This is a genomic window from Variovorax sp. IB41, from assembly GCF_016405905.1.
Taxonomy (GTDB): Bacteria; Pseudomonadota; Gammaproteobacteria; order Burkholderiales; family Burkholderiaceae_C; genus Variovorax.
In genome coordinates this window covers 217,235-241,462 of record NZ_JAEFCB010000003.1, presented here as the reverse complement: position 1 = coordinate 241,462, position 24,228 = coordinate 217,235, and the positions used below count along the sequence as shown (strand labels likewise).

General features: G+C 67.4%; 26 protein-coding genes and 1 pseudogene. 13 read left to right on the top strand and 14 right to left on the bottom strand.

From position 1 onward, the window contains the following. Positions 1–31: 31 nt before the first annotated feature. The 3 genes from JC881_RS09760 to JC881_RS09750 are packed head-to-tail and all read right to left on the bottom strand — an operon-like array spanning position 32 to position 1,490. On the bottom strand, positions 32–382 hold the full coding sequence (locus JC881_RS09760; RefSeq protein WP_198785512.1) for a hypothetical protein: 351 nt from the start codon (positions 380–382) through the stop codon (positions 32–34). Then, on the bottom strand, positions 379–975 hold the full coding sequence (locus JC881_RS09755) for a cob(I)yrinic acid a,c-diamide adenosyltransferase (RefSeq protein WP_198785511.1): 597 nt from the start codon (positions 973–975) through the stop codon (positions 379–381). The genes JC881_RS09760 and JC881_RS09755 overlap by 4 nt, the downstream gene beginning before the upstream one ends. 14 nt (positions 976–989) lie before the next feature. Then, positions 990–1,490, bottom strand: a complete 501-nt coding sequence (locus JC881_RS09750; protein WP_198785510.1) for a DinB family protein — start codon at positions 1,488–1,490, stop codon at positions 990–992. A 90-nt stretch (positions 1,491–1,580) separates the two neighbouring features. On the opposite strand from JC881_RS09750, the gene JC881_RS09745 reads away from it, so the two are divergent. Then, the gene (locus tag JC881_RS09745) at positions 1,581–3,005 is read left to right on the top strand and encodes an FAD-binding oxidoreductase (RefSeq protein WP_198785509.1); all 1,425 of its coding nucleotides are present in this window, start codon (positions 1,581–1,583) and stop codon (positions 3,003–3,005) included. A gap of 79 nt (positions 3,006–3,084) precedes the next feature. Here the strand turns inward: JC881_RS09745 and JC881_RS09740 are convergent, their stop codons facing one another. The 9 genes from JC881_RS09740 to JC881_RS09695 form a co-directional block, all read right to left on the bottom strand. Beyond that, positions 3,085–3,978 carry a CsgG/HfaB family protein gene (locus JC881_RS09740; protein ID WP_093435603.1) on the bottom strand — a complete coding sequence of 298 codons (894 nt, stop codon included), beginning with the start codon at positions 3,976–3,978 and terminating at the stop codon, positions 3,085–3,087. A 112-nt stretch (positions 3,979–4,090) separates the two neighbouring features. Continuing rightward, positions 4,091–5,032 (bottom strand): ParB/RepB/Spo0J family partition protein, encoded by a 942-nt coding sequence (locus JC881_RS09735; protein ID WP_198785508.1) that lies wholly within the window; start codon positions 5,030–5,032, stop codon positions 4,091–4,093. Further along, positions 5,032–5,577, bottom strand: coding sequence for an RBBP9/YdeN family alpha/beta hydrolase (locus JC881_RS09730; RefSeq protein WP_198785507.1), 546 nt, complete (start codon positions 5,575–5,577; stop codon positions 5,032–5,034). The genes JC881_RS09735 and JC881_RS09730 overlap by 1 nt, the downstream gene beginning before the upstream one ends. A gap of 42 nt (positions 5,578–5,619) precedes the next feature. Further along, entirely contained in the window at positions 5,620–6,534 is a 915-nt protein-coding gene (locus tag JC881_RS09725; RefSeq protein WP_198785506.1) for a ParA family protein, read from the bottom strand. An 18-nt stretch (positions 6,535–6,552) separates the two neighbouring features. Further along, positions 6,553–7,167 carry a LysE family transporter gene (locus JC881_RS09720; protein ID WP_198785505.1) on the bottom strand — a complete coding sequence of 205 codons (615 nt, stop codon included), beginning with the start codon at positions 7,165–7,167 and terminating at the stop codon, positions 6,553–6,555. A gap of 114 nt (positions 7,168–7,281) precedes the next feature. Continuing rightward, entirely contained in the window at positions 7,282–7,923 is a 642-nt protein-coding gene (rsmG, locus tag JC881_RS09715) for a 16S rRNA (guanine(527)-N(7))-methyltransferase RsmG (protein ID WP_198785504.1), read from the bottom strand. After that, positions 7,920–9,878, bottom strand: a complete 1,959-nt coding sequence (mnmG, locus tag JC881_RS09710; protein WP_198785631.1) for a tRNA uridine-5-carboxymethylaminomethyl(34) synthesis enzyme MnmG — start codon at positions 9,876–9,878, stop codon at positions 7,920–7,922. The genes rsmG and mnmG overlap by 4 nt, the downstream gene beginning before the upstream one ends. Positions 9,879–10,055: 177 nt before the next feature. Continuing rightward, a complete protein-coding gene (locus JC881_RS09705) occupies positions 10,056–10,943 on the bottom strand; it encodes a transglutaminase-like domain-containing protein (protein WP_198785503.1) in 888 nt (295 codons plus the stop codon). A gap of 157 nt (positions 10,944–11,100) precedes the next feature. Then, positions 11,101–11,286: a DUF1328 family protein gene (locus JC881_RS09695; RefSeq protein WP_013538518.1), complete on the bottom strand. Its 186-nt coding sequence runs from the start codon at positions 11,284–11,286 to the stop codon at positions 11,101–11,103. Between the two features lie 204 nt (positions 11,287–11,490). On the opposite strand from JC881_RS09695, the gene gstA reads away from it, so the two are divergent. The 7 genes from gstA (at position 11,491) to gloA2 (ending at position 17,837) form a co-directional block, all read left to right on the top strand. Next, a complete protein-coding gene (gene gstA / locus JC881_RS09690) occupies positions 11,491–12,099 on the top strand; it encodes a glutathione transferase GstA (RefSeq protein WP_198785501.1) in 609 nt (202 codons plus the stop codon). Between the two features lie 140 nt (positions 12,100–12,239). Next, entirely contained in the window at positions 12,240–13,022 is a 783-nt protein-coding gene (locus JC881_RS09685; RefSeq protein ID WP_198785500.1) for an enoyl-CoA hydratase/isomerase family protein, read from the top strand. Further along, positions 13,019–14,860: an acyclic terpene utilization AtuA family protein gene (locus JC881_RS09680; RefSeq protein WP_198785499.1), complete on the top strand. Its 1,842-nt coding sequence runs from the start codon at positions 13,019–13,021 to the stop codon at positions 14,858–14,860. Before JC881_RS09685 ends, JC881_RS09680 begins: the two co-directional genes overlap by 4 nt. A 96-nt stretch (positions 14,861–14,956) precedes the next feature. Next, positions 14,957–16,060, top strand: coding sequence for an alkene reductase (locus tag JC881_RS09675; protein ID WP_198785498.1), 1,104 nt, complete (start codon positions 14,957–14,959; stop codon positions 16,058–16,060). Between the two features lie 60 nt (positions 16,061–16,120). Continuing rightward, complete coding sequence (locus JC881_RS09670) at positions 16,121–16,606, top strand: RidA family protein (protein ID WP_198785497.1); 486 nt, start codon at positions 16,121–16,123, stop codon at positions 16,604–16,606. After that, complete coding sequence (locus JC881_RS09665) at positions 16,603–17,070, top strand: GNAT family N-acetyltransferase (RefSeq protein ID WP_198785496.1); 468 nt, start codon at positions 16,603–16,605, stop codon at positions 17,068–17,070. Before JC881_RS09670 ends, JC881_RS09665 begins: the two co-directional genes overlap by 4 nt. Continuing rightward, positions 17,067–17,837, top strand: a complete 771-nt coding sequence (gene gloA2 / locus JC881_RS09660) for an SMU1112c/YaeR family gloxylase I-like metalloprotein (protein WP_233101671.1) — start codon at positions 17,067–17,069, stop codon at positions 17,835–17,837. The genes JC881_RS09665 and gloA2 overlap by 4 nt, the downstream gene beginning before the upstream one ends. Here the strand turns inward: gloA2 and JC881_RS09655 are convergent. Both JC881_RS09655 and JC881_RS09650 read right to left on the bottom strand, forming a co-directional pair. Then, positions 17,834–19,225, bottom strand: a complete 1,392-nt coding sequence (locus JC881_RS09655; protein WP_198785494.1) for a sensor histidine kinase — start codon at positions 19,223–19,225, stop codon at positions 17,834–17,836. The two genes, gloA2 and JC881_RS09655, sit on opposite strands and share 4 nt — an antisense overlap. Then, entirely contained in the window at positions 19,222–19,911 is a 690-nt protein-coding gene (locus JC881_RS09650) for a response regulator transcription factor (RefSeq protein WP_013538509.1), read from the bottom strand. The genes JC881_RS09655 and JC881_RS09650 overlap by 4 nt, the downstream gene beginning before the upstream one ends. A 139-nt stretch (positions 19,912–20,050) precedes the next feature. Here JC881_RS09650 and JC881_RS09645 point away from each other — a divergent pair, with 139 nt between their 5' ends. From JC881_RS09645 to JC881_RS09625, 5 genes and pseudogenes are all read left to right on the top strand, one after another. Beyond that, positions 20,051–20,911, top strand: a complete 861-nt coding sequence (locus JC881_RS09645; protein ID WP_198785493.1) for an alpha/beta hydrolase — start codon at positions 20,051–20,053, stop codon at positions 20,909–20,911. Between the two features lie 38 nt (positions 20,912–20,949). Continuing rightward, the gene (locus JC881_RS09640; RefSeq protein WP_093435640.1) at positions 20,950–21,231 is read left to right on the top strand and encodes a phosphopantetheine-binding protein; all 282 of its coding nucleotides are present in this window, start codon (positions 20,950–20,952) and stop codon (positions 21,229–21,231) included. Next, positions 21,228–22,529, top strand: a complete 1,302-nt coding sequence (locus tag JC881_RS09635) for a beta-ketoacyl-[acyl-carrier-protein] synthase family protein (RefSeq protein WP_198785492.1) — start codon at positions 21,228–21,230, stop codon at positions 22,527–22,529. The genes JC881_RS09640 and JC881_RS09635 overlap by 4 nt, the downstream gene beginning before the upstream one ends. 35 nt (positions 22,530–22,564) lie before the next feature. Beyond that, the gene (locus JC881_RS09630; RefSeq protein WP_198785491.1) at positions 22,565–23,692 is read left to right on the top strand and encodes a sterol desaturase family protein; all 1,128 of its coding nucleotides are present in this window, start codon (positions 22,565–22,567) and stop codon (positions 23,690–23,692) included. A 29-nt stretch (positions 23,693–23,721) separates the two neighbouring features. Further along, positions 23,722–24,222 (top strand): annotated as a pseudogene (locus JC881_RS09625) (GNAT family N-acetyltransferase); the annotation flags it as partial. Between the last annotated feature and the right edge of the window lie 6 nt (positions 24,223–24,228).

Sequence of the window (24,228 nt, the reverse complement as noted above, 5' to 3'; positions counted from 1 at the left end):
TGATCGCCGCCCTGAACAGAGCCTCAGTCGATCAGGGCGAGTTGCCCTGCGGCCCCACAGGCGGCGGCGCCGCACGCCCGCTGGAGCCCGGCGCGAGCTTGCGCCCGAAGGCCTCGCCCACGTTGCGCACCGGCCGGCTCGCGCGAGCCGACACGTTGTTGACGCCGCGCCGCGTGGCGCTGTCGGCGCGGTCGATGCCGCGGCCTGCTGCATTGGTGCCGCGCTGCACGCTGCTCACCACCGTGCTGTCGCGTGGCGGTGCCTTGAGCGTGTGGGCGCGCTGTGCCTTGGGTGGGTTGTCGGCGCTCTGCGCGTGGACGGCCACAGTTGGCAGCAGGAGGAACGCTGCTGCAAGCGCAAGGGTATGCGTGGGCATTTTCATGACGGGCTTCCTTCATCGTCGGCGGCATCGGCGGCTGCCGCGCGGGCCATGCGCTCGCTCTTCCAATAAACGTCATCGCCACCGTCCATGCGGTTGAGCACGCGCGCGAGCACGAAGAGCAAATCGCTGAGCCGGTTGAGGTACTGGCGCAATGCGTCGTTGAGTGCCGCGGTGGCACCGAGCGCCACCACCGCGCGCTCGGCCCGTCGCGCCACCGTGCGGCACACGTGCGCGAGCGAGGCGGCGCGCGTGCCGGCCGGCAGGATGAATTCGGCCAGGCGCGGCAAGGCGGCGTTGTGGTCGGCCAGGGCGTTGTCCAGTTGCAGCAGCGCCTCGGGCTTGAGCAGCGTGAAACCGGGCATCGAGAGCTCGCCGCCGAGGTTGAAGAGCTGGTGCTGCACATCGACCAGCAAATCGCGCACGGCCTCGGGCATGGGCTCGCAGAGCAGCACGCCGATCTGCGAGTTGAGCTCGTCCACATCGCCCATCGCGTGCACGCGCAGATGGTCCTTGGGCACGCGGGTGTTGTCGCCCAGGCCCGTGGTGCCGTCGTCGCCGGTGCGGGTGGCGATCTGGGAAAGTCGGTTGCCCATGGGCGCACTCCTGTTTATGCGGGGACGGTCGATGCGTCGATCTTGCCGGCCAGCCATTGCAGGCCCGCCAGATGCTGCTGGTCGTGGCTGCAGAGGTAGTGGACGAGGCTGCGCATGGTGAGCGGGCCGTAGCCCTCGAAGACGGCCGTGCGCGCCAGTTGCGCGTCGGTCAGGCTCGACACGATCTCCATCGTCTGCACGCGCGCGAGGCGGAAATCGGCCAGCACCTGCTTGGCGTCAGCGGCGCCGTAGTTGCGCGCGATGGCGAGCGGCTCGCTGTCGATCGAGGCCAGCGTCGGGCGGTTCTCCGTGAGCGTGCGGCGAAAGCGCACGTGGTACCCCTCGACCTCGATGTCGCGCACATGGCACAGCTGCTCGATGGCGGTGAAGGCCTCGCTGGGCACGCCCTCCCACGAGGGCGGCGCCCAATGCCTGAAAGCCTCGGGAATGGCCGCGTAGTGGGCCTCCAGTTGCGAGGGGAAGGCCGCGAGGGCGCTGAGGGTCGTGGGGTTCATCATTTTTTCCGAAGCGCATTATGGTGCTCGCTCCGTAAAATGACCGCGACGCCCCGCCCCCTGCCCCATCGTCCCCTCTGGAGAAGTCCGATGAACGCCCCCACCCAAACCTCGCACCTGATGCCGGCGCTTCATCTGCGCGACGTGCCCGCCAGTCTGATCGACGGCCTGAAGGCGCGCTTCGGCGCCAACTGTTCCACGGCGATGGCGGTACGCACGCAGCACGGGCGCGACGAATCGTCGTTCGACGCGCCGCCGCCCTCGGCCGTGGTGTTCGCCGAAAGCACGCAGGACGTGGCCGATGCCGTCAAGCTCGCGAGCGAGCACAGCGTGCCGGTCATCCCCTTCGGCGTCGGCTCCTCGCTCGAAGGCCACCTGCTGGCGGTGCAGGGCGGCATCAGCATCGATGTCTCGCGCATGAACAAGGTGCTGTCGATCAACGCCGACGACCTCACGGTGACGGTGCAGCCGGGCGTCACGCGCAAGCAGCTCAACGAGGAGATCAAGAGCACGGGCCTGTTCTTCCCCATCGACCCGGGCGCGGACGCCTCCATCGGCGGCATGACGGCCACGCGCGCGAGCGGCACGAACGCGGTGCGCTACGGCACGATGCGCGAGAACGTGCTGGCGCTCGAAGTGGTGACGGCCGCGGGCGAGGTCATCCGCACCGGCACGCGCGCGAAGAAGTCGTCCGCGGGCTACGACCTCACGCGCCTCATGGTGGGCAGCGAAGGCACGCTGGGCGTGGTCACCGAGGTCACGCTGCGCATCTATCCGCTGCCCGAAGCCGTGTCGGCCGCGATCTGCTCGTTCCCGAGCATCGAGGCGGCGGTGCGCACCACCATCGAGACGATCCAGCTGGGCGTGCCGATCGCGCGTGTGGAACTGATCGACGTGAACACGGTGCGCATGGTGAACGCCTACGCCAAGCTCCGCCTGCGCGAAGAGCCGATGCTGCTGATGGAATTCCACGGCTCGCCCGCAGGCGTGAAGGAACAGGCCGAGACGGTGCAGGAACTCGCGAGCGGCCATGGCGGCAATGCCTTCGAATGGGCCAGCACGCCGGAAGAACGCACGCGCCTGTGGACCGCGCGGCACAACAGCTACTTCGCGGCGGTGCAGTCGCGCCCGGGCTGCCGCGTGATTTCGACCGACACCTGCGTGCCGATCTCGCGCCTGGCCGATTGCCTGCTCGACTCGGTGGCCGAGGCCGACGCAAGCGGAATCCCCTACTTCCTCGTCGGCCACGTGGGCGACGGCAATTTCCACTTCGGCTATCTGCTGGACCCGAACGTGCCCGAAGAGCGCGTGAAGGCCGAAGCGCTCAACCACAAGCTCGTGACCCGCGCGCTGGCACTCGAAGGCACCTGCACCGGCGAGCACGGCGTGGGGCTGCACAAGATGGACTTCCTGGTGACCGAGGCGGGTGTCGGCGCGATCGACATGATGCGCACGATCAAGCGCGCGCTCGATCCGAAGAACATCATGAATCCGGGCAAGATCTTCAGCCTCTGATTCATCTGCGTCACACATGAAAAAGCCCGGCGGCTCGCGAGAGCGCCGGGCTTTTTCGTGGCCCGAAGGCCTGCGGTTCTTACTTGCGGCGGCGTGCCGGTGCCTGTTCCGGCGGCACGTAGGTCTGCGACGGCGCAGCGCCGCCGTCCACGCCGAGCCGGCCACCACCGCCGAGGCCCTGGCCGCGCACGGTCTGCGCCTTGTAGTTGCGCAGCGACCGAACCATCTGGTTGAAGGCGTCCATGAATGCGGCGGCAATCACCTTGCCCTGTGCCGTGTTGGTGTAGCCACCGAGGCCACCGGCGCCGCTGCGGCCGGCCAGGCCGCCGAAGGCGCCGAAATCGGTCTTGGAGGCGCTGCCTTCGGAGGCCGCGACCTGCACGCCCGAGCGGTTGTCGATGAGGGTCAGCAGCGCGCTGGCTTCCTTGGTCTGCATGCTGCCGCCGATGGCTGCGAGCGCGCGGCCACGGCCACCGCCCACGAGGCCGCCCAGCGCGCCGCCGATGCCGCCGGCATCGCTGTTGCTGAACACGATTTCGGGCGACAGGCCGTAGTCGGAGGCGACCATCTGGCCGCGGCCGAAGTTGCTGCCGCCGCGCATTTCACCCGACTGCTGCAGCGCGCGCTCGCGCGTCATCGCGTTCATGCCGGCCGCGCCGCGCTCGACCACGATGAAGCAGTTCGACTGCTGCACCAGCAAACGCAACAGATTTGCAGTAGGCGGCAGGCGGTATTCGCCGGTGAGGATGGTGTACCAGCCCGCGCTCTGGTTCTCGATCAGCGACACCGTGCCGAGCGGCGATTCGCAGCGCTCGAGCTGGCTGCTTTCGCCGGCGGTGGACGAACCGGCGGCGCTGCCCGTGGCCATGGTCTTGGCCGACTGGCTGCCCATCTGCATGTCGGTGGCCGCGCAGCCGGTGAGGAGAAGAGCGCCCACGGCAATGGCCGCGAGCGGGAACTTGGTGAACGTCATGACAGGGACTCCCTCTGTTATCAGATCTGGGGTTGGAAAAAACCAGCGGTCGAGGATACGCGCAAAGGATTACAGGAATCAATCAAACGAATGCCCCATGCCGATTTCAAAACTAGGCCGTTCGGCGGATGCGATCGATCAATCCATTGAGCGCTTCGATGGAGCCGAAATGGATCGCGAGCTCGCCGCTTTCGCCGCGTTTCGTGCGCTTCTTGATGCGCACCTCGACCTCGGCGGTGAGCAGGTCGGCCAGCTCTTCTTCCACGCGCTGCAGGTCGCGCGATTTCTCGCCGGCGTTGCCGCGGCGGGATGGCGTCAGGGTGAACTCGGCCGCGAGCTTCTTGACCAGCGCCTCGGCCTCGCGCACCGACATCTTCCTGGCGGCGATCTGGTTGGCCGCGGTGATCTGCGTGCCGCGGTCCAGCGAGAGCAGCGCGCGGGCGTGGCCCATGTCGATGTCACCGGCCATCAGCATCAGCTGCGCGGGTTCGGCCAGGTTCAGCAGGCGCAGCAGGTTGCTGGCCGCGCTGCGCGAGCGGCCCACCGCCTGCGCCGCCATTTCGTGAGTGAGCCCAAACTCGGCGACCAGGCGTTGCAGGCCTTGGGCCTCTTCGAGCGGGTTCAGGTCTTCGCGCTGGATGTTCTCGATCAGCGACATGGCCGCCGCGGCTTCGTTGGGCACGTCGCGCACCAGCACCGGCACGCTGTCCAAGCCCGCGAGCTTGGCGGCGCGGAAGCGCCGTTCGCCCGCGATGATTTCGTATTCGGCGTGCTTGACGGCCGCCGATTCGGCATCGAGCCGGCGCACCAGGATCGGCTGCATGATGCCCTGCACCTTGATGCTCTCGGCCAGCTCGTAGAGCGCGCCCTCGTCCATGCGCGTGCGCGGCTGGTAGACGCCGGCCACCATCTGATCGAGCATCAGCGTCGTCGGATTGGGCGGCGCACCGCCCTCTTCGGTGCCGGCGCCGTTGTGATCGGCGGCAGGCGCGGCCGTCGGGCCGAGCAGCGCTTCGAGTCCGCGGCCGAGGCCCTTGGGTTTCTTGGTCGCCATCAGTTCTTGTCTTTCGAAATGTCGTTCAGGAGTTGCCGGCCTTCGGGCCAGTCGCCCAGGCCGGATTCGGCGTTCAGATGGCCGCCCTTGCCGGCGTCGACGAAGCGCGCGCCCCAGTCGCGGGCCAGTTGTCGGGAGCGCGAAGCCTCGCAATATGGGTCGTCGTTCGCGGCGATCAGCACCGAGGGAAACGGAAGCGTCTGGCGCACGATCGGTGCCCAGCCGGGAATCAATTGCCGAAGATCGTCGCGCTCCAGATCGCCCGGCGCCACCAGCAATGCACCGCGCACCTTGTGCGTGTTGCGCGAATGCGCAGCCCAGGCGGCGATGAGGATGCAGCCAAGGCTGTGCGCGGCAAAGGCCACCGGACCGGGGGCGGCCAGCACTTCTTCCTCGAGCCGCGCGGACCAGTCGCCGCGCAACGGACGCATCCATTCATGCTGGTCGACGCGGCGATCGCCGTAGAGCGACTCCCAGAGGGTCTGCCAATGGCCGGGGCCGCTGTTCTGCCAACCCGGCAACAGCAGGATGCGGGAAACTGTCATTTGCTACGAACTTGATAGCGCCATGCCGATTCGGGGCAGGCGTCAGAGGCTTTTTTCGGGGGTCGAATCGGAGGCGGGCGCGGGCGCCAGCACGTCCTCGGGAATGGCCAGGTCCGGCGCGATGCGCTCGACCGGTGAGATCGGCGGCGCGACGGCACCCGAGGCGAAAGCGCTCGCAGGCGGCAGCTTCTCGACCAACTCCTGCGCGAAGGCAATGAACGCCTGGCTGCCCCGGGCGGCTGGATCGAACACCACGCCCGGCAGGCCGTAGCTCGGCGCTTCGGCCAACCGCACATTGCGCGGGATCACGGTGTCGAACACCTTGTCGCCGAAGTGGGACTTGAGCTGCTCGCTCACCTGCTGTTGAAGCGTGATGCGCGGATCGAACATCACGCGCAAGAGGCCGATGATCTGCAGGTTCTTGTTGAGGTTGGCGTGCACCTGCTTGATGGTGTTGACCAAGTCGGTCAGCCCTTCGAGCGCGAAATACTCGCACTGCATCGGCACGATCACGCCATGGGCGGCGCACAGGCCATTGAGCGTGAGCAGGCTCAGGCTCGGCGGGCAGTCGATCAGCACGAAGTCGTATTCGGCGCCAACGGCGGCCAGCGCAGTGCGGAGGCGCTTTTCGCGGCGGTCGAGCGCCACCATTTCCACTTCGGCGCCGGCCAGTTCGCGATTGGCGCCCAGCACGTCGTAGCTGCAACCGCCTTCGATCAACTTGTCCGACTGGACGCGCGCTTCGGCAACGGAGGCCGATTCGAGCAGCACGTCGTACACGGTCAACTCCAGCTCGCGCTTGTCGATGCCCGAACCCATGGTCGCATTGCCCTGCGGATCAAGGTCGATCATCAGCACCCGCTGCCCCACCTTGGCCAGGCCGGCGGCGAGATTGACGGTGGTGGTGGTCTTGCCGACGCCGCCCTTTTGGTTGGCAATGCAGAAAATCTTGGCCATGTCAGTTCTGGGAATCGATCAGCGCGAGATCGCGAGCTTGACGCCGAAGGCGATCAGGAAAACGCCGGCCAGCTTCTCGAGCGTGCCGGAAATGCGGCGATTGGCACGGATGCGCTCGGCAAGAAAATGCGTGAGCAGCGTCGAGGTCAGGCCGTAGAGGAAGGTCAGCGCCGCGATCGTCACCGCCATCGCACCGAAGGTGACCAGCCCCTGGTGACGGGTCGGGTCGACGAACAGCGGGAAGAAGGCCATGTAGAACACGATGGCCTTCGGGTTCAGCAAGGTGATCGTGAAGGCTTGGCGCAGAAAGTGGCTGGGCTTGATGTTGAGGATCGGTGCCGAGCCGGGCTTGGCGAGCAGCATCTTTATGCCGAGCCATGCCAAGTAGGCGGCGCCCAACCACTGAACCGCCTTGAATGCCGTCGGATACGCCGCCAGAACAGCCGAAACGCCCGCCACTGCGGCCCACATCAGGCATTGGTCGCCGAGGATCACGCCCGAAGTCGCTGCCAATCCACCGCGAATTCCGCCTTTGCTGGTCGAGGTGATCAGCGCCAGATTGCCCGGACCGGGAATCAGGAGGAACAGGATGATGGCGGCGACAAACGCGCCGTAGTCAGCGATGCCAAACATGGAATTTGCCTCGAAGAAGAGAGCCAAGGGGAGGCGTCGAGTCTAAGCGAGGCCGGCGCGCGGAGGGCCGTTCGAGCGCCCGCATTTGCCGGCGGCACCGCATCTTTTACGGAATCAGACCGCCTCTTTGCGCGCCCAGACGATGCAACGCTCGGCATCGAGGCCCGGAACCGTCAGTTGTTCCACGTGAAACACAGCCACTTCCGGAGGCAGAACGGCGAGTTCATCGCTGGGCGTCTTGCCCTTCATGGCGAGCCAGACGCCATCCGCCGCCAGCAAATGCTTCGAGCCATTGAAGAAATCCGGCAGCGAAGCGAAGGCTCGTGAGCTGATGACGTTGTAGCTGCCTTCCAGCAATTCGACCCGGGCATGCAGGCCGCGGAGATTGGGCAATTCCAATTCAACAGCCACCTGTTGAACAAAGGCAGCCTTCTTGGCCACGGCATCCAGGCAGCTCACCTCGATCTCCGGGCGCATGATCGCGATGATCACGCCCGGCAGGCCGGCGCCTGAACCCACGTCGAGCAGCCTGCCCTGCTCCGGATATTGCCGCTGCAGCGGTGCGATGACCGCCAGGCTGTCGAGCAGGTGATGCGTCATCACACCGGCCGGATCGCGCACCGCCGTCAGGTTGTAGACCTTGTTCCACTTGAGCATCAGCGTGCCGTAGGCCAGCAGTTGCTCCGCTTGCCGATCAGACAGGTGAACGCCGAGCGCTACCGCGCCTTCGCGCAGCGTATCGATGGGCGCGCTCATTCTGCAGACTGCGGCTCGGTGGCTGCTTCCGTCGCGGCGTCGCGGGCGAAGGCTTTGTGCCCGCCCTTGCGCAAATGGATCATCAAGAGCGAGATGGCAGCAGGCGTCACACCGGAGATACGCGACGCCAGTCCCAGCGTTTCGGGCCTGTGCTTGTCCAGCTTCTGGCGCACTTCGAAGCTCAGGGCCTTGACCTGCCCGTAGTCGAAGTCGGCGGGCAAACGCAGGTTCTCGAAATGCGCGGCGCGCTCGACTTCGTCGTGCTGGCGCTCGATGTAGCCGGAGTACTTGGCTGAAATCTCGATCTGCTCGATCTCGGTTTCGCTCAATGCCGAGCTGGTGCTGTACTTCCCGCCGTCCAGAGACATCAGCGTTTGGTAGTTCACATCGGGCCGGCGCAGCAGGTCGGCGAGGTTGTATTCGTGCTCAATGGCCTTGCCCAACACCCGCTCCGACTCCGCGGCCGGCAGGTTGCGCGGGTTCACCCAGATCGACTTGAGGCGCTCTGTTTCACGTGAAACAGCATCGCGCTTTCGGCTGAAAGCATCCCAGCGCGCGTCGTCCACCAAGCCCAGCTTGCGCCCTGCTTCGGTCAGGCGCATGTCTGCGTTGTCCTCGCGCAGTTGCAGGCGGAACTCCGCGCGGCTGGTGAACATGCGGTACGGCTCGGTCACGCCCTTGGTGATCAGGTCGTCGACCAGCACACCCAGGTACGCTTCGTCGCGGCGCGGCAGCCAAGCGTCTTCGCCACGGCATTGCAATGCGGCGTTGATGCCAGCGAACAGCCCTTGAGCGGCCGCTTCTTCGTAGCCAGTCGTTCCATTGATCTGCCCGGCAAAGAACAGGCCCTTGACTGAACGGGTCTCGAAGCTGCTCTTGAGTTCGCGCGGGTCGAAGTAGTCGTACTCGATCGCGTAGCCCGGCCGCAGGATGTGCGCGTTCTCCAGCCCCGGCATCGAGCGCACCAGCTGGTATTGGATGTCGAACGGCAGGCTGGTCGAAATTCCGTTCGGGTAGTACTCGTTGGTCGTCAGGCCTTCGGGCTCGAGAAAGATCTGGTGGCTTTCCTTGTCGGCGAAGCGATTGATCTTGTCTTCGACGCTCGGGCAATAACGCGGGCCGACGCCGTCGATCTTCCCGGTGAACATCGGGCTGCGGTCGAAGCCGGAACGGATGATGTCGTGCGTGCGCGCATTGGTGTGCGTGATCCAGCAGGCCATCTGGCGCGGATGCATGTCGGCGCGGCCCATGAAGCTGAACACCGGCATCGGCCCTGCCCCACCGGGCATGCCGTCGCCGGGCTGTTCGGTGCACTTCGAAAAGTCGATGCTGCGGCCATCCAGGCGCGGCGGCGTGCCGGTCTTCAGGCGCCCTTGCGGCAGCTTCAGTTCCTTCAGGCGCGCCGACAGGCTGATCGCCGGCGGATCGCCCGCACGTCCAGCCTGGTAGTTGTCCAGGCCCACATGGATGCGGCCATCGAGGAATGTGCCCGCGGTCAGCACCACAGTGCGCGCGCGGAAAGCGATGCCCACCTGCGTGACGGCGCCGACCACGCGATCGCCCTCCACCATCAGGTCGTCGACCGCTTGCTGGAACAGGCTCAGGTTCGGCTGGTTTTCCAGGCGGTGGCGGATCGCGGCCTTGTACAGCACTCGGTCGGCCTGGGCGCGGGTGGCGCGCACGGCCGGCCCCTTGCTCGAATTGAGAATGCGAAATTGGATGCCCGCTTCGTCGGTGGCAATCGCCATCGCGCCGCCGAGCGCATCCACCTCTTTCACGAGGTGCCCCTTGCCGATGCCGCCGATCGACGGGTTGCAGCTCATCTGCCCCAGCGTCTCGATGTTGTGGGAGAGCAGCAGCGTCTTGGCGCCCATGCGCGCGGCGGCGAGCGCGGCTTCGGTGCCGGCATGGCCACCGCCGACGACGATCACATCGAATTCTTCGGGGTACAGCATTTGAAAGAGGGGCGCACTACTTAAGACGCGTGCGCTGCGCAAAGGGGGCACCGATTTTAATCGGCGATACCGTCTTGCGCCTGTTGTGTGGGCAAGCTAGAGGGCAATGCCAAACCGCCCGCGCCGGCCCGTGGTTGCTGAATAGTTTGCTATATAATTAATAGCAAACTATCGTTGTCAGCCGGTGGTTTCCACCAGTTGCGTCACCGGAACCGGCTTTTCGATGCCGACCAGCGTGCCGCTCGGAGCCGGCGCGGCAGGCGGTGCGACGCTTTCATCCTGCAGTTCCCGCACCACGAGCTTCTTGTCCGTCATGCGCACCGCGCCGAAGATCGTGCAGAAGGCCACGTCCTTCGCGTCGCGCCCCGTGCCCACGCGCACCAGCCGGTCGACGGGCGCCATGCGCGTTGCGTCGAACAGCACCCACTGCCCGCCGAGCCAGGCTTCGAACACGGCGTGGAAATCCTGCGGCGGCTCGTCGAACCACACATAGCCCACTACCAGCCGCGCCGGAATGTTGAGCGCGCGGCAGAAGGTGATGCCCAGATGCGCGAAGTCGCGGCACACGCCCGCGCGTTCCACGAACACTTCGCGCGCCGTGGTGGTCGAGTCGCTGCTGCCCGGTTCGTAGGTGATGCTTTCGTGGATCCAGTCGACGATCGCCTGCACGCGGCCGATGCCCGGCGGCAGCTCGCCGAAGAGCTGCTGCGCGCAACGCGACATCAGGTCCGACTCGCAATAGCGCGTGGGCATCATGTAGTGCAGCACCTCGTCGGGCACTTCGCTGACCGGCACCTCGCGCAAATCCGGCGGCACATGGACGTGCGAACGCTGCACCGTCGCCCTGTAGCCGATCTTCAGCGGCCCCGGCTTCGCGTCGAAGCGGATGAAGCGATTGCCGCTGCCCTCGTCGCAGAACACCTGCATCTCGGTGGGCGGCTCGATGGTCAAGGTCTCCTCCACCACAGCCTGCGCGCCGGCGCGTGCGGCCTCGATGTTGAGCAGCATGTGCGCGGGCGCCGTCACCTCGTAGTCGAGTTGCGCGTTGATGTGGGAAATGTGCATGGGGAGTTTCTTCAGGCCCGTCGTCGCCGAGAGCGGTGTTCAGGCAATTGCCAATGCGTCTGCGTCACGAGCAGCACCCGCAGCACACGGTGCGCGGGGCTCTGCAACAGCATGTCGAGCGACCGCGCCTGCGGCCACTTCGTCTTCGGACGCTGCATCAGTCCAGCGCCTTCTTCACCGCGCCTACACCGAGGGCGGCGAGCACCACGAACAGCACGGCCAACACGAGGAACAGGCCGAACAACAGCTTGGCGATACCGGCCGCGCCCGCCGCCACGCCGCCGAAGCCGAGCAGGCCGGCCACGAGGGAAATGACCGCAAAAATGATCGCGTACTTCAACATCCGAAACTCCTTGCAGCAGGCCTCGCCCACCGTGCCGGGAGCTTAGAAAGCGCGCCGCATCGAACCGATAGTCACCGGCCCCAAGCGGCCGTAGGACAAAAACGCGACGCCGCCAGCCCCGCTGTCCAAACCCGCTAGCATGCGCCTCGGTTCCGTACAAAGATCACAAAGATCCAACCTCGATTTCCATTGGAGTCATTTCGCATGAAGCTGTATTACTCGCCCGGTGCCTGTTCCCTCTCGCCCCACATCGCGCTGCACGAGGCCGGCCTTGCCTTCGAACCCGTGATGGCCAGCACCAAGAGCCACAAGCTGCAGGACGGCACCGACTACTACGGCATCAACCCGCTGGGCTACGTGCCGATGCTCGAACTGGACGACGGCACGCGCCTGCGCGAAGGCCCGGCCATCCTGCAATACATCGCCGACCTCGCCCCCACCAAGAACCTCGCGCCGGCCGCCGGCACGCTGCAGCGCTACCGCCTGCAGGAGTGGCTCACTTTCATCGGCACCGAGATCCACAAGGGCTACAGCCCGCTGTTCAACCCGAACATGCCCGAGGAAGCCAAGACCATCTTCAAGGACAAGCTCAAGTCGCGCTACGAATGGCTCGACAGCCAGCTCGCCGACAAGCAGTACCTGATGGGCGAGCAATTCAGCGTGGCCGACGGATACCTCTTCACCGTGACCAACTGGACCAAGCCCACCGGCGTGGACATCTCGGCCTTCCCCAACGTGCAGGCCTGGCATGCGCGCGTGGCGGCCCGTCCGGCCGTGCAGGAAGCGATGAAGGCCGAAGGCCTGCTGAAGTAAACCGAAGCTCACAGAAGCAGCGAGGCGGCCGGGCCCTTTCAGGGAAAACCCGGGCCGCTTCAGCCACAAGCCGCACGATGCGGCTTTTTTTTCGCGTCACGCTACGGGCAGCACGCCAGACACCGAAGGAACCCAGCGCCATGGCCGAAACCCCTCCCACCGTCGAACTGCGCGAAGCGATGCGCGGGCCCGTGATGTGGCTCACCATCGACCGCGAGGACCGGCGCAACGCGATCAACGCCGCCGTGCTCGCGCGCCTGTCCAAGGCCCTCGCGCGCGCCAACGCCGACCCCGCGGTGCGCGCCGTCGTCATCACCGGCGCCGGCACGCGCGCCTTCTGCGCGGGCGCCGACCTGCAGAGCGGCACCGCCTTCAAGTTCGACTACGCGCAGCCCTACCAGGGCTTTGCCAACCTCTTTCGCCAGGCACGCCAGTCGACCGTGCCGCTCATCGCGCGCGTCAACGGCGCGTGCATGGCGGGCGGCATGGGGATCATGGCGATGTGCGACATGGCGGTGGCCAGCAGCAGTGCCGTGTTCGGCCTGCCCGAGGTGAAGGTCGGCCTCTTCCCCGCGCAAGTGCTCAGCGTGCTCGACGGCCTGCTGCCGCGCCGCGTGCTCGCCGAGATGTGCATCACCGGCGAACCCATCACCGCCGCAGAGGCGCTCGCGCATGGATTGATCAACCGCGTGAGCGACGACGTGGACGAGGGCGTCGAGTGGCTGCTCGGCCGGATGCTCGACAAGTCGCCCGCCGCCATCCGCCGCGGCCTCTACACGATGAAGAAGATCCAGGCGATGGCCTTCGAGGAATCGATGGCCTTCACCGAAAGCCAGATCGGCCTCTTCGCGCTCACCGAAGACGCGGCCGAAGGCCAGTTCGCCTTTCGCGAGAAGCGCAAGCCGCAATGGAGCGGCCGATGAGCAACAGCAAAGCCAGCAGCAGAGGCAGCAGCGAACGCATCGTCCGCATCGGCGGCGCCTCGGGCTTCTGGGGCGACAGCAGCGTGGGTGCGCCGCAACTGGTGGCCAGCGGGCAGATCGACTACCTCGTGTTCGACTACCTCGCCGAACTCACCATGTCGATCCTCGCGGGTGCGCGGCTCAAGAAGCCGGAGCTCGGCTACGCGACCGACTTTGTTTCGATCGCGATGAAGTCGGTGCTCAAGGACGTCGTGAAACAAGGCATTCGCGTCGTGAGCAACGCGGGTGGCGTGAATCCGCAAGGCTGCGCCGACGCATTGGCCGCACTCGCCAAGGAGCAAGGCGTCGAACTGAAGATCGCCGTCGTGAGCGGCGACGACGTGTCCGCGCTGCTGCCGCAACTGCGCCAGGCCCAGCCGCCCGTGCGCGAACTGCAGAGCGGTACGGCGCTGCCCGAACGCGTGCTCACCGCCAACGCCTACCTCGGCGCGCGGCCCATCCAGGCGGCGCTCGATGCGGGCGCGCAGGTGGTCATCACCGGCCGCTGCGTCGACTCTGCGGTCACGCTCGGCGTGCTGATGCATGAGTTCAAGTGGCAGCCCGGCGACCACGACCTGCTCGCCGCGGGCAGCCTCGCGGGCCACATCATCGAGTGCGGCTGCCAGGCCACCGGCGGCCTGCACACCGACTGGGAGACCGTGCCCGACTGGCCGCACATCGGCTACCCCTTCGTCGAGTGCAGTGCCGATGGCAGCTTCGTCGTCACCAAACCCGCGGGCACCGGCGGCAAGCTCACGCCCGCGGTAGTGGGCGAACAGATGCTCTACGAGATCGGCGACCCTGCCGCTTACCTGCTGCCCGATGTGACGGCCGACTTCACGCAGGTGCGCATCGAACAGGCCGGCGAACACCGCGTGCGCGTGCAGGGCGCGCGCGGCCGTGCGCCGACCGCGAGCTACAAGGTCAGCGCCACGTATGTCGATGGCTTCAAGACCGCGGCGCAGCTCACCATCGTGGGCTTCGATGCGGCCGCGAAGGCGCGGCGCACGGGCGAGGCGATCCTCGCGCGCACCGGCGAGCTCTTCGCGCAGTCCGGCTTCGGCGCCTACAGCGCCACGCATATCGAAACGCTGGGCGCCGAGTCCTGCTACGGCCCGCATGCGAACGCGCAGGCCCTGCAGACGCGCGAGGTGGTGCTGCGGCTCGCGGTGACGCATCCGCGCAAGGAGGCGCTCGAGCTCTTCGCGCGCGAGGTGGCGCCGGCCGGCACTTCGTGGTCTCCAGGCACCACGGGCGCGGGCGGCGGGCGAGCTTCCGTGTCGCCGTCGATCCGTCAGTACGCCTTCCTGCTGGACAAGTCGCAGGTCACAGCCAGCGTGACCGTCGATGGGCAGCGCATCGATGTGCCGCTTACGCTCGCACCCGCTGTCGTCGACGCGCCCCTGCAACGACCCGCCAGCACCACGCAACTCGAAGCGGCACCCGAGGCCCCCGACACCATCGAAGTGCCCCTCCTCCGCCTCGCCTGGGCCCGCAGCGGCGACAAGGGCGACACCTCGAACATCGGCGTCATCGCGCGCCACCCCGTCCTGCTGCCGCTCCTGCGCGCGCAGCTCACCGAAGCGCGCGTGGCCGAATGGCTCGCGCACCTCGTGAAGGGCCGCGTCACGCGCTACGAGGTGCCGGGCATCGACGCCTTCAACTTCGTCTGCGAGGAGGCGCTGGGCGGCGGCGGCATGGCGTCTCTGCGCAACGACCCGCTCGGCAAGGGCATGGGGCAGATCCTGCTCACGCTGCCGGTGCGCGTGAGCGCCGCGCTGCTGGCCTTGCTGCCCTGACGATCCATTAACACCAATCGGGACAACCGTGCGACAGCAGGGTTGAGGCCGGGCGCTTAGCCTTGCGCCTGTTTCAACTCTGCCCCTTCTTTCACGATGTCCACCCTCTTCGACCCCGTACAGGCCGGCGACCTGAAGCTCGCCAACCGCATCGTGATGGCGCCGTTGACGCGCAACCGATCGCCCAACGCCGTGCCGCCCGAGCTCGCCGCCACCTACTACGCGCAGCGCGCCAGCGCGGGCCTGCTGATCACCGAAGCCACCGCCATCAGCCACCAGGGCCAGGGCTATTCGGACGTGCCCGGCCTCTACGGCACCGAGCAGCTCGATGCCTGGAAGCGCGTGACCGACGCGGTGCACGCCAGGGACGGCAAGATCGTCGTGCAGCTGTGGCACGTGGGCCGCGTCTCGCACACCGAACTGCAACCCGATGGCGGTAAGCCCGTCGCGCCCTCGGCCATCACCGCCAAGACCAAGACCGTGCTCATCAAGGACGGCGTGCCCACCTTCGTGGAGACCTCCGAGCCGCGCGCGCTCGACGTCACCGAGCTGCCGGGCATCGTCCACGCCTACGCGGTCGCGGCCCGCAGCGCGGTCGAGACCGCGGGCTTCGACGGTGTCGAAGTGCACGGCGCCAACGGCTACCTGCTCGACCAGTTCCTGAAGGACGGCAGCAACAAGCGCACCGACGACTACGGCGGCCGCATCGAGAACCGCGCGCGCCTGCTGCTCGAAGCCACGCGCGCCGTGGTCGATGCGGTCGGCGGCGGCAAGACCGGCATCCGCCTGTCGCCCGTCACGCCCGCCAACGACGTGCACGACAGCAACCCGCAGCCGCTCTTCACCTACGTGGTCAAGCAGCTCGCGCAGCTGAACCTGGCCTACATCCACATCATCGAAGGCGCCACCGGCGGCCCGCGCGAAATCGAGGACCGGCCCTTCGACTACGAAGCCCTCAAGGCCGCCTACCGCGAAGCCGGCGGCAAGGGCGCATGGATGGTCAACAACGGCTACGACAAGCCGCTGGCCGATGAAGCCGTGAAGGAAGGCGACGACTTGATCGCCTTCGGCAAGCCCTTCATTTCCAACCCCGACCTGGTGCGCCGCCTGCGCGAGAACGCACCGCTCAACGAGCTCGACAAGGCCACGATGTACGGCGGCGGCGCCAAGGGCTACACGGACTATCCGGCGCTCGGCTGATCCGCAGGGCCATGGCAAGATGCGGCGGACATTTCCAGTCCGTCACAGGAGAGAAACGCCATGGCCCGCATCGAGCAACGACTGGCCGCGCTCGGCCTCGTTCTTCCCCCGCCAGTGACGCCGCCGCCCGGCGTCGTGCTGCCCTTCCAGTTCGTGCGGCTCATCGGCCGCCGCGCCATCGTCTCGGGCCACGGCCCGCTCAACGCCGACGGCACCATCGCTGCGCCGCTGGGCAAGCTGGGGCGCGAGGTGAGCGTCGAGCAAGGCTATGCGGCGGCACGTCTCACCGCATTGGCGATGCTCGGCAGCCTGCAGCGCGCGCTCGGCGATCTCGACCGCATCACCGCCTGGACGCGCGTGTTCGGCATGGTCGCCTCGGCACCCGGCTTCGACAAGCAACCGGCGGTGATCAACGGCTTCTCGGACCTCGTCCTCGAACTCTTCGGGCCCGACATCGGCGCGCACGCGCGCAGTGCCGTGGGCATGGCGGAGCTGCCGTTCAACATCCCGGTCGAGATCGAGGGCGAGGTGGAGTTCGACGCGTGAGCATCGTCGCACCGTGGGTGCTGAAACGGGCCGATGCGACCGATGCGGCATCCATCACCGCCTGCGCCGCCGAAGCCTTCCGCCACTACATTCCGCGCCTGGGCCTCACGCCGATTCCGATGACCAAGGACTACGGCGCGGCCATCGCGAACGCGCAGGTCTGGGTCGCCACGCAGCACGACGAAACCATCGCCGCGCTGGTGCTCGACGTCACCGATGAAGGCTTCGTGATCGACGTGATCGCGGTGCGGCCGCAGCACCAGGGCACCGGCGTGGGACGCGCCTTGCTCGAACTCGCCGAGCGCGAAGCACTGCGGCAAGGTCACGATTCGATCTACCTCTTCACCAACGAGAAGATGACCGAGAACCGCGCGCTCTACGAACGCATCGGCTATGTCGAATACAAGCGCCTCGCCTTCGCCGAGCGCACCCGCGTCTTCCTGCGCAAGCCCTTGAAGAAATGACCCCGATGCAGCTGGCCCGCATTCACCACATCGCGATCATCTGCGCCGACTACGCGCGCTCCAAGCGCTTCTACACCGAGGTGCTCGGCCTGCGCGTCGTCGCCGAAAACTACCGCGCGGCGCGCGATTCGCACAAGCTCGATCTTGCGTTGCCCGACGGTTCGCAGGTCGAGCTGTTCTCGTTTCCCGAGGCGCCCGCGCGCCCCACGCGGCCCGAGGCGCAAGGGCTGCGGCACCTGTCCTTCGAAGTGCACGACGTGCAGGCTGCGGCCCATGAACTCGCGGCGCAAGGCATCACTGTGGAGCCGCTGCGCATCGACGAATACACGGGCCGGCGCTTCACTTTCTTCGCCGATCCCGATGGGCTTCCGCTCGAACTCTACGAAGCCGAACCGGCCGAAGACCTCGATGCGCTGCTGTTGAAGCTCGAAGGCGCGCTGCATCTGCGCGAGGTGCGGTCCAGCGCCGCGCAGCTGGAGGAGTTGCTCGACGACGACTTCCGCGAGCTCGGCGTGTCGGGCATCGAATGGACACGGCCCGCGATCATCGAAGCGCTGCGCGACGAAGCCTTTTCGGAGCGAACGATCTCGGATTTTCGTGTGCAACGCATGGCGCCCGACATCGCGCTGGTCACCTACCGCGCGCACCGCGACGCGATACCGGAGCGGCCCGCAGCCGACTCGCTTCGCAGTTCGCTGTGGCGTCTTCGTCGCGGCAGATGGCGCATGGCGTTCCACCAGGGCACGCCGCTTTCGACACAGACCTAGGCGACTTCTCCGAACGCCACGCTCACGCGCAAGCCCGTGGGCTCGGCCGCTTCGAGCCGCAGCTCCGCGCCCAGCAGTTCGGCATAGCGCGACACGATCGACAGCCCCAAGCCCGAGCCCTGCCCCAGCTTCTGTCCCGCGGGGCCCTGCGCCCAGCGCTGCATCAGGTCGCGCTGCGCTTCGATCGGAATGCCGGGCCCGTCGTCGATCACGCTCAGCGTGCGCCCTGCGAGCTCCACCGTGATCGTGCGGCCGCCATAGCGCAGCGCGTTGTCGATGAGGTTGTCCAGGATGCCTTCGACCAGCGCTTCGTTGGCCATCACGACCACGCCGTCGTCCAGGCCGCGCGCACCGAGGTCCACGCCCCGCGCATCCGCGCGCGCCAGGTGGCGCAGCACCGTCTGCTCGGCCAGCGCATCGAGGTGCACCGGCGCGCGCGCCAGGCTCGTGCGTGCTTCCTCGGCCAGCGCGAGTGCGAGCAGCTGGTCGATCAGGTGGCTCGCACGCGCCTGGCGCTCCGACACGCGCTCGAGCTGCTCGCGCCAGACCGTCGTGTCGTGCTGCGCGAGGCCGTACTCGGCCAGCGCGCGGATGCCCGCGAGCGGCGTGCGCAATTCATGCGCCACGTTGCCCACGAATTCGCGCTGCGCCTGCACGCTGTGGCCCAGCCGCTCGAACAGCGAGTTGACCGCATTGCCCAGGCGCTGCAGCTCGCGCGAGGTCTGCGCCACCGCCACCGGAGAAAGATCGCGCACGTCGCGCCGGTCGAGCGCGCGCTGCAGATCGCCCAGGGGCCGCAGGTCGCTGCGGATGCCGTACCAGAGCCACACGGCCAGCAGCACCAGCAGCAGGATCTGCGGCGCCAATGCAAAGCCGAGCAGCTGCCGCACGAGCGCCGTGCGGCTCAGCGTGGTCTGCGCGATCACCACGCGGTAGGGCATGGCGATGCCCGGTTCCGCATCGTGTTCGAGCGTCACCGCGCGCATGGACTTGCCCTGGTAGGTCACGTCGGAGAAACGGTAGCGCGCGCCGCCCGCGGGCAACGGCGCCTGCAGTTCCGACTCGCCCGAGATCAGCGTGCCGTCGAGCCGCTGCACCGAGAAGTGGACCTTGTCGATCTGGTCGAAGAGCACCGTGGCCACTTCGCGCGGCGTGAGCAAAAGCTCGATGCCGCGCTCGCCCGCCTGCACGTTGGCCGACAGCGCATACGCATCGTCGAGCATGCCGCGGTCGAAAGCCTGTTCGGAAAAGTAGTTGGCGATGACCAGCGCGATCACCGCGCCGAGCATCCACGTGAGTGCCAGCGGCACCAGCACGTTGCGCAGGACGCGCCGCGTGAGCGACGGCGCGATCGGCCGCGCGATCAGCGAAGCGGTGCTGTCCGTCACACCTCGGCTTCGAGCAGGTAGCCGATGCCGCGCAGCGTGCGGATGCTCGCGCCGGTGCCCAGCAGTTTCTTGCGCAACCGCGAGATGAAGGCCTCGAGCGCGTTGTCGCCCAGCGACTCGTCGAAGCTGGAGAGCTTGTCGGACAGCGCACGCTTGCTCACGGTGCGGCCCGGCGGGCTCATCAGCTCCCACAGCACCTCGAACTCACGCGCGGGCAAATCGAGCGGGCCGCCCGCGGTGGAGAAGCGGCGCGCCTTGCGGTCGAGCTTCAACTGGCCGAGCAGCACGATGTCTTCGGTGCCCTTCGCGCGGCGCACCAATGCACGCAGGCGCGCCTCGACTTCGGCCAGATCGAAGGGCTTGCCCAGGTAGTCGTCGGCACCCGCATCCAGGCCCGCGATGCGCTCCTCGGTGCGGCCGCGCGCGGTGAGCACGAGCACCGGCGTGCGGTCGCCGCGTGCGCGGGCCTGCCTCAGCGCCGTGAGGCCGCTCGCCAGGCCGCTCGTGGGGCTCGCGGTGGCCGGCAGGTTGAGGTCGAGCAGCACCGCGTCGAAGGGCTGCACGCGCCAGAGGTGGTCGGCGTCTTCGACGTTGGTCGACACGTCGACCCGGTGGCCCGCGTCCGCCAGGCTGCGCAGCATCACATCGCGCAGGACGGCGTCATCTTCGACAAGCAGGATTCGCATGGTGGTGGGGGTGGTGGAAGTGTGAAGAGTTGCTGAATGGATGGGTCAGGGGCCGGTCAGTAGCTCCACACGATAGTCGTTGCATGAGCATACGACAGCAGCATGAAACAGGGGCCATTTTCGTGGCCGGCGCCACACGATGAGCGCCCGCGATTCCTCCGATCAGCTGAGCATGGTGCCGCGCGAGGTGCAACGCACCGCGGTGGTCCTGCTGCATGGTTTATGCAGCACGCCTGACGAGTTGCTGACCGTGCAATCGGCATTGCGCGCCCGGGGGTATGCGGTGCACCCGCTGTCGATCGACGGCTACTCGTTCGATGCCAGTGCGCCGCTGCAGCATGCCGCGCCTTACGAGCGCTGGCTCGATGCCATCCAGGCGCAGGTCAAGGCGCTGCGCGCGCAGCACGACCGGGTGATGCTGGTCGGCATCTCCGCCGGCGCCTCGCTCGCGCTGGGCGCGGCCATCCGCTGCGGGCGCGACGTCGATGCGCTGGTGCTCATGTCCACCACGCTGCGCTTTGACGGCTGGGCGATTCCGCGCACGCAGTTCCTCTTGCCGCTGGCCTTCTACACGCCGCTCGGACGCCTCTGGCAATACCGCGAACGCCCGCCCTACGGCGTGAAGAACGAACGCGTGCGCGCCTGGATCGAGCGCGAGCTGCGGCATCGCAAGATCTCGCGCGCCGGCAGCTCGGTGATCGGCGTGGGGCACCTGCGCGAACACGACCGGCTGATCCGCCATGTGCGGCGCAACCTGAACGCCGTGCAATGCGACAACGTGCTCGCGCTGCATGCCCAGCAGGACGAGGTGGCCAGCGTGGCCAACCTCGACATCCTCGCGCGCGGCCTTCGCTGCCGCGCCTTCCGCACCGTGGTCGTGGCCAACAGCTACCACATGATCACGATCGACAACGACCGCCAGCAGGTCGTGCGCGAAACCGTGTCGTTCGCCGACGCGGTCGCGCATGGGACGATGCCCGCGCATCCCCTGTACGCATGAGTTCGCAAGAACGCACACACCCGAAAGGAACACCGCCCATGTCCTCGCCCACCTTCAACAGCATCGCGACGATCCTGGAGACCGACTTCAAGCTCGATCGCAGCGCCATCTCGCCGGCCACCGTGCTGACCGACCTCGGCCTCGATTCGCTCGCGCTGATGGAGTTCGTCTTCGCGGTGGAAGACGCCTTTCACCTGCGCATTCCCGAGGACCGGCTCGACCCGCGCGAGGCCGGCATCACGCTGCAGCGCCTGTGCGAGGTGATCGACACGGAGAGCAGCGGCGTGGCCGCGCCTTCCGCCGAAGCGGCCCACGCATGAGCAGCGGTGCCGCGCACGCCGTTCTCGCCGCCTCCGCGGCACGTGCCGCATCGGCACCCGTTCGCGTGAGCGGCATGGGTTTTGTCACGCCCATCGGCCGCACCGTGGAAGCCTTCGACGCTGCGCTCTTCGCCGGCCGCTCGGCCGTGCGCGCACAGACGCTCGAGATCAAGGGCATGGACCCGATGTCGCTCGCCGTCGCCGCCTGCGATTTCGATTCGAACGGCGTGCGCAGCACCTCGCGCCTGCCGCTGGACCGCGGCACGGCGATGGCGCTGGCCGCCGCGCAGGACGCGGCTACGCAGGCCAGGCTCGGCGCCGGCAGCGTCGACCCCGAGCGCCTGGGCATCTTCTGGGGCAGCGGCCTGGCGGGCGCGGGCGCCTTCGACACCACGACCAGCGCGCTCTACGGCGAGCACAAGCGCATGCGCCCGACGACCGTGCTCACCGTGATGCCCAACGCCGCGGTCGCCGAACTTGCACTGCACTTCGGCGCGCGCGGCTCGGCCATTGCCTACGCGTGCGCCTGCGCCTCCTCGGCCATGGCCATCGGCGAGGCGATGCGCGCCATCCGCGGCGGCTGGATCGACGTGGCCATCGTCGGCGGCCACGACGCCATGCTCACGCCCGGCGTGATGGCCAGCTGGCACGCGATGCGCGTGATGGCGCCGCCGCCAGCCGATGCGCCCTCCGCCGCCTGCCGGCCTTTCTCCGGCGACCGCGCCGGCTTTGCCATCGGCGAAGGCGCAGCCGCGCTGGTGATCGAATCCGAAGCGCATGCACAGGCACGCGGTGCGCAAGCGTCTCCCTTCGTGCTCGCGGGCTACGCCACCAACTGCGACGGCACGCACATCACCAACCCCGACAGCGCCGGCCAGGTGCGTGCCATGCGCGCCGCCTTGCGCGATGCCGGCATCGAGGCCTCGGACATCGGCCACATCAACGCGCACGGCACCGCCACCTCGGCCGGCGACGCGGCCGAAGCCGCATCGATCCGCGAGGTGTTCGGCAACGCCACGCCCGTGAGCGCCACCAAGGCGATCCACGGCCACGTGCTCGGCGGCGGCGGCGCCATCGAGCTCATTGCAGCGCTGCGCGCGCTGGCGCGCGAATCGCTTCCGCCCATCGCCAACCTGCAGACGCCCGATGCCGCTTTCGATCTCGACTTCGTGCGCGGTGAGGCGCGCGAAGCCAAGGGCATCCGCTACGCGCTCTCCAACTCCTTCGCTTTCGGCGGCACCAACGCGGTGATCGTGGCCGGCCTTTCTTCGGATGCACCGGGCGGGTCGGGTCGCTGAAGATTCGCTGAAGGCCTGCTGAAAAAAAGAGCGCAGTGCATCGGCTGGTCGTTCTCGTCGTGCCCGTGTTCGCGCTGCTCATGGCGTGCGAATTCGCATGGGGCTGGTCGAAGCGCCGCAACACCTACCGCTTCAGCGACACGCTCGGCAGCCTGAGCCAGGGCCTCTTGAGCCAGGCGCTCGCGGTGTGCACGCAGCTCTTCCAGATCGGTCTCTACGCGATGGTCTATCCACTGGTCGCGATCTGGACGCGGCCCACCTTCTGGGACAGCGCCATCGGCTGGATCGCCGCGGTGCTGCTGTTCGACTTCTGCGACTACTGGCTGCATCGCGCGGGCCATGAGTCGGCGGTGTTCTGGGCCGCGCACTCGGTGCACCACCAGAGCCAGCAGTTCAACTTCTCGACCGCGCTGCGGCAAGAAAGCATGGTGGCTTTTCTCGGCTGGGCCTTCTACCTGCCGATGGCGGTCGTCGGCGTGCCGCCCGAGCAGTTCGGCATCGCGGGGCTCATCGTGCTGGTCTACCAGTTCTGGATCCATACCGAGCACATCGGCAAGCTCGGCTGGTTCGACCGCGTGTTTTCCTCGCCCTCGAACCACCGCGTGCACCACGCGATGAACGACGGGTATGTGGACCGCAACTACGGCGGCATGCTCGTGGTGTGGGACCGCCTGTTCGGCACTTTCGCCGAAGAGAACGAGCGCTGCGTCTACGGCACGCGCAAGGCACTCGCGAGCTTCGATCCGCTGCGGGCGATCCTCGGGCCGTATGCACCGCTGTTGCGCGACAGCTGGCACACGCGCAGGTGGCGCGACAAGCTCTCGGTGTGGTTCAAGCCGCCGGGGTGGCGACCGGCGGATGTGGCGGCGCAATTTCCGGAAGCGGCGTTCTCGCTCGGCGAGGCGATGCACATCCACGATCCGGCGCTGACCCGCGCGCAGGTGGTCTCGGCATCGATCCACTTCATCGGATGGATCGGCGTGACGCTCGCTTTTCTGTGGGACGCGGACGATATCGCGTTCCGGACCGGGCTTGAAATCCTTGCGCTGGCCGTCGCAGGTTTCTGGGCCATCGGCGCGGTGCTGGATTCGCGCATTCGCCTGCGATGGGCCTGGTGCATTCAATGCGCGTTGCTGGCGTTCTCGATGGTGCTGATGGCCTGAAGCGCAGTCGCTAAGCTCGGCGCTTCCATCGCTCCGGGACTTTCACCATGCGCAGGCTCGCCACGCCCGAAGACCTCCACGCCGTCTTCACGCTCTACATGCACGAGAAGGTCGTGCCCTATCTCGGCTACGACCCGATGCCGCTCGAGGACTTCCGGCCCATCTACCAGGAGATGGTCGAGAGCGGCCGCTTCTTCGTCTACGAACTGGACGGGCGGATCGCCGGCTTCTATCGCGCGACGCGCTATCAGGGGCGGGTGCGCCATGTGGCCAGCCTGGGCACGCTGGCCGTCGATCCCGCGCTGCATGGCCAGGGCGTGGCGCTCGCGATGGTGAGCCAGGCGATCGACGAACTGAAGGCGGCAGGCGTCAAGCGCATCGAGCTCTGCGTGGAAAGCGACAACGCGCCGGGCCTGCGCTTCTACGAGAAGCTGGGTTTCCAGCGCGAAGGCACGCTGCGCAAGTTCTACCAACGAGCCGATGACGCAGAAGCCATCGACGATCACATGATGGCGCTGCTGTTCGACTGAAAGCCC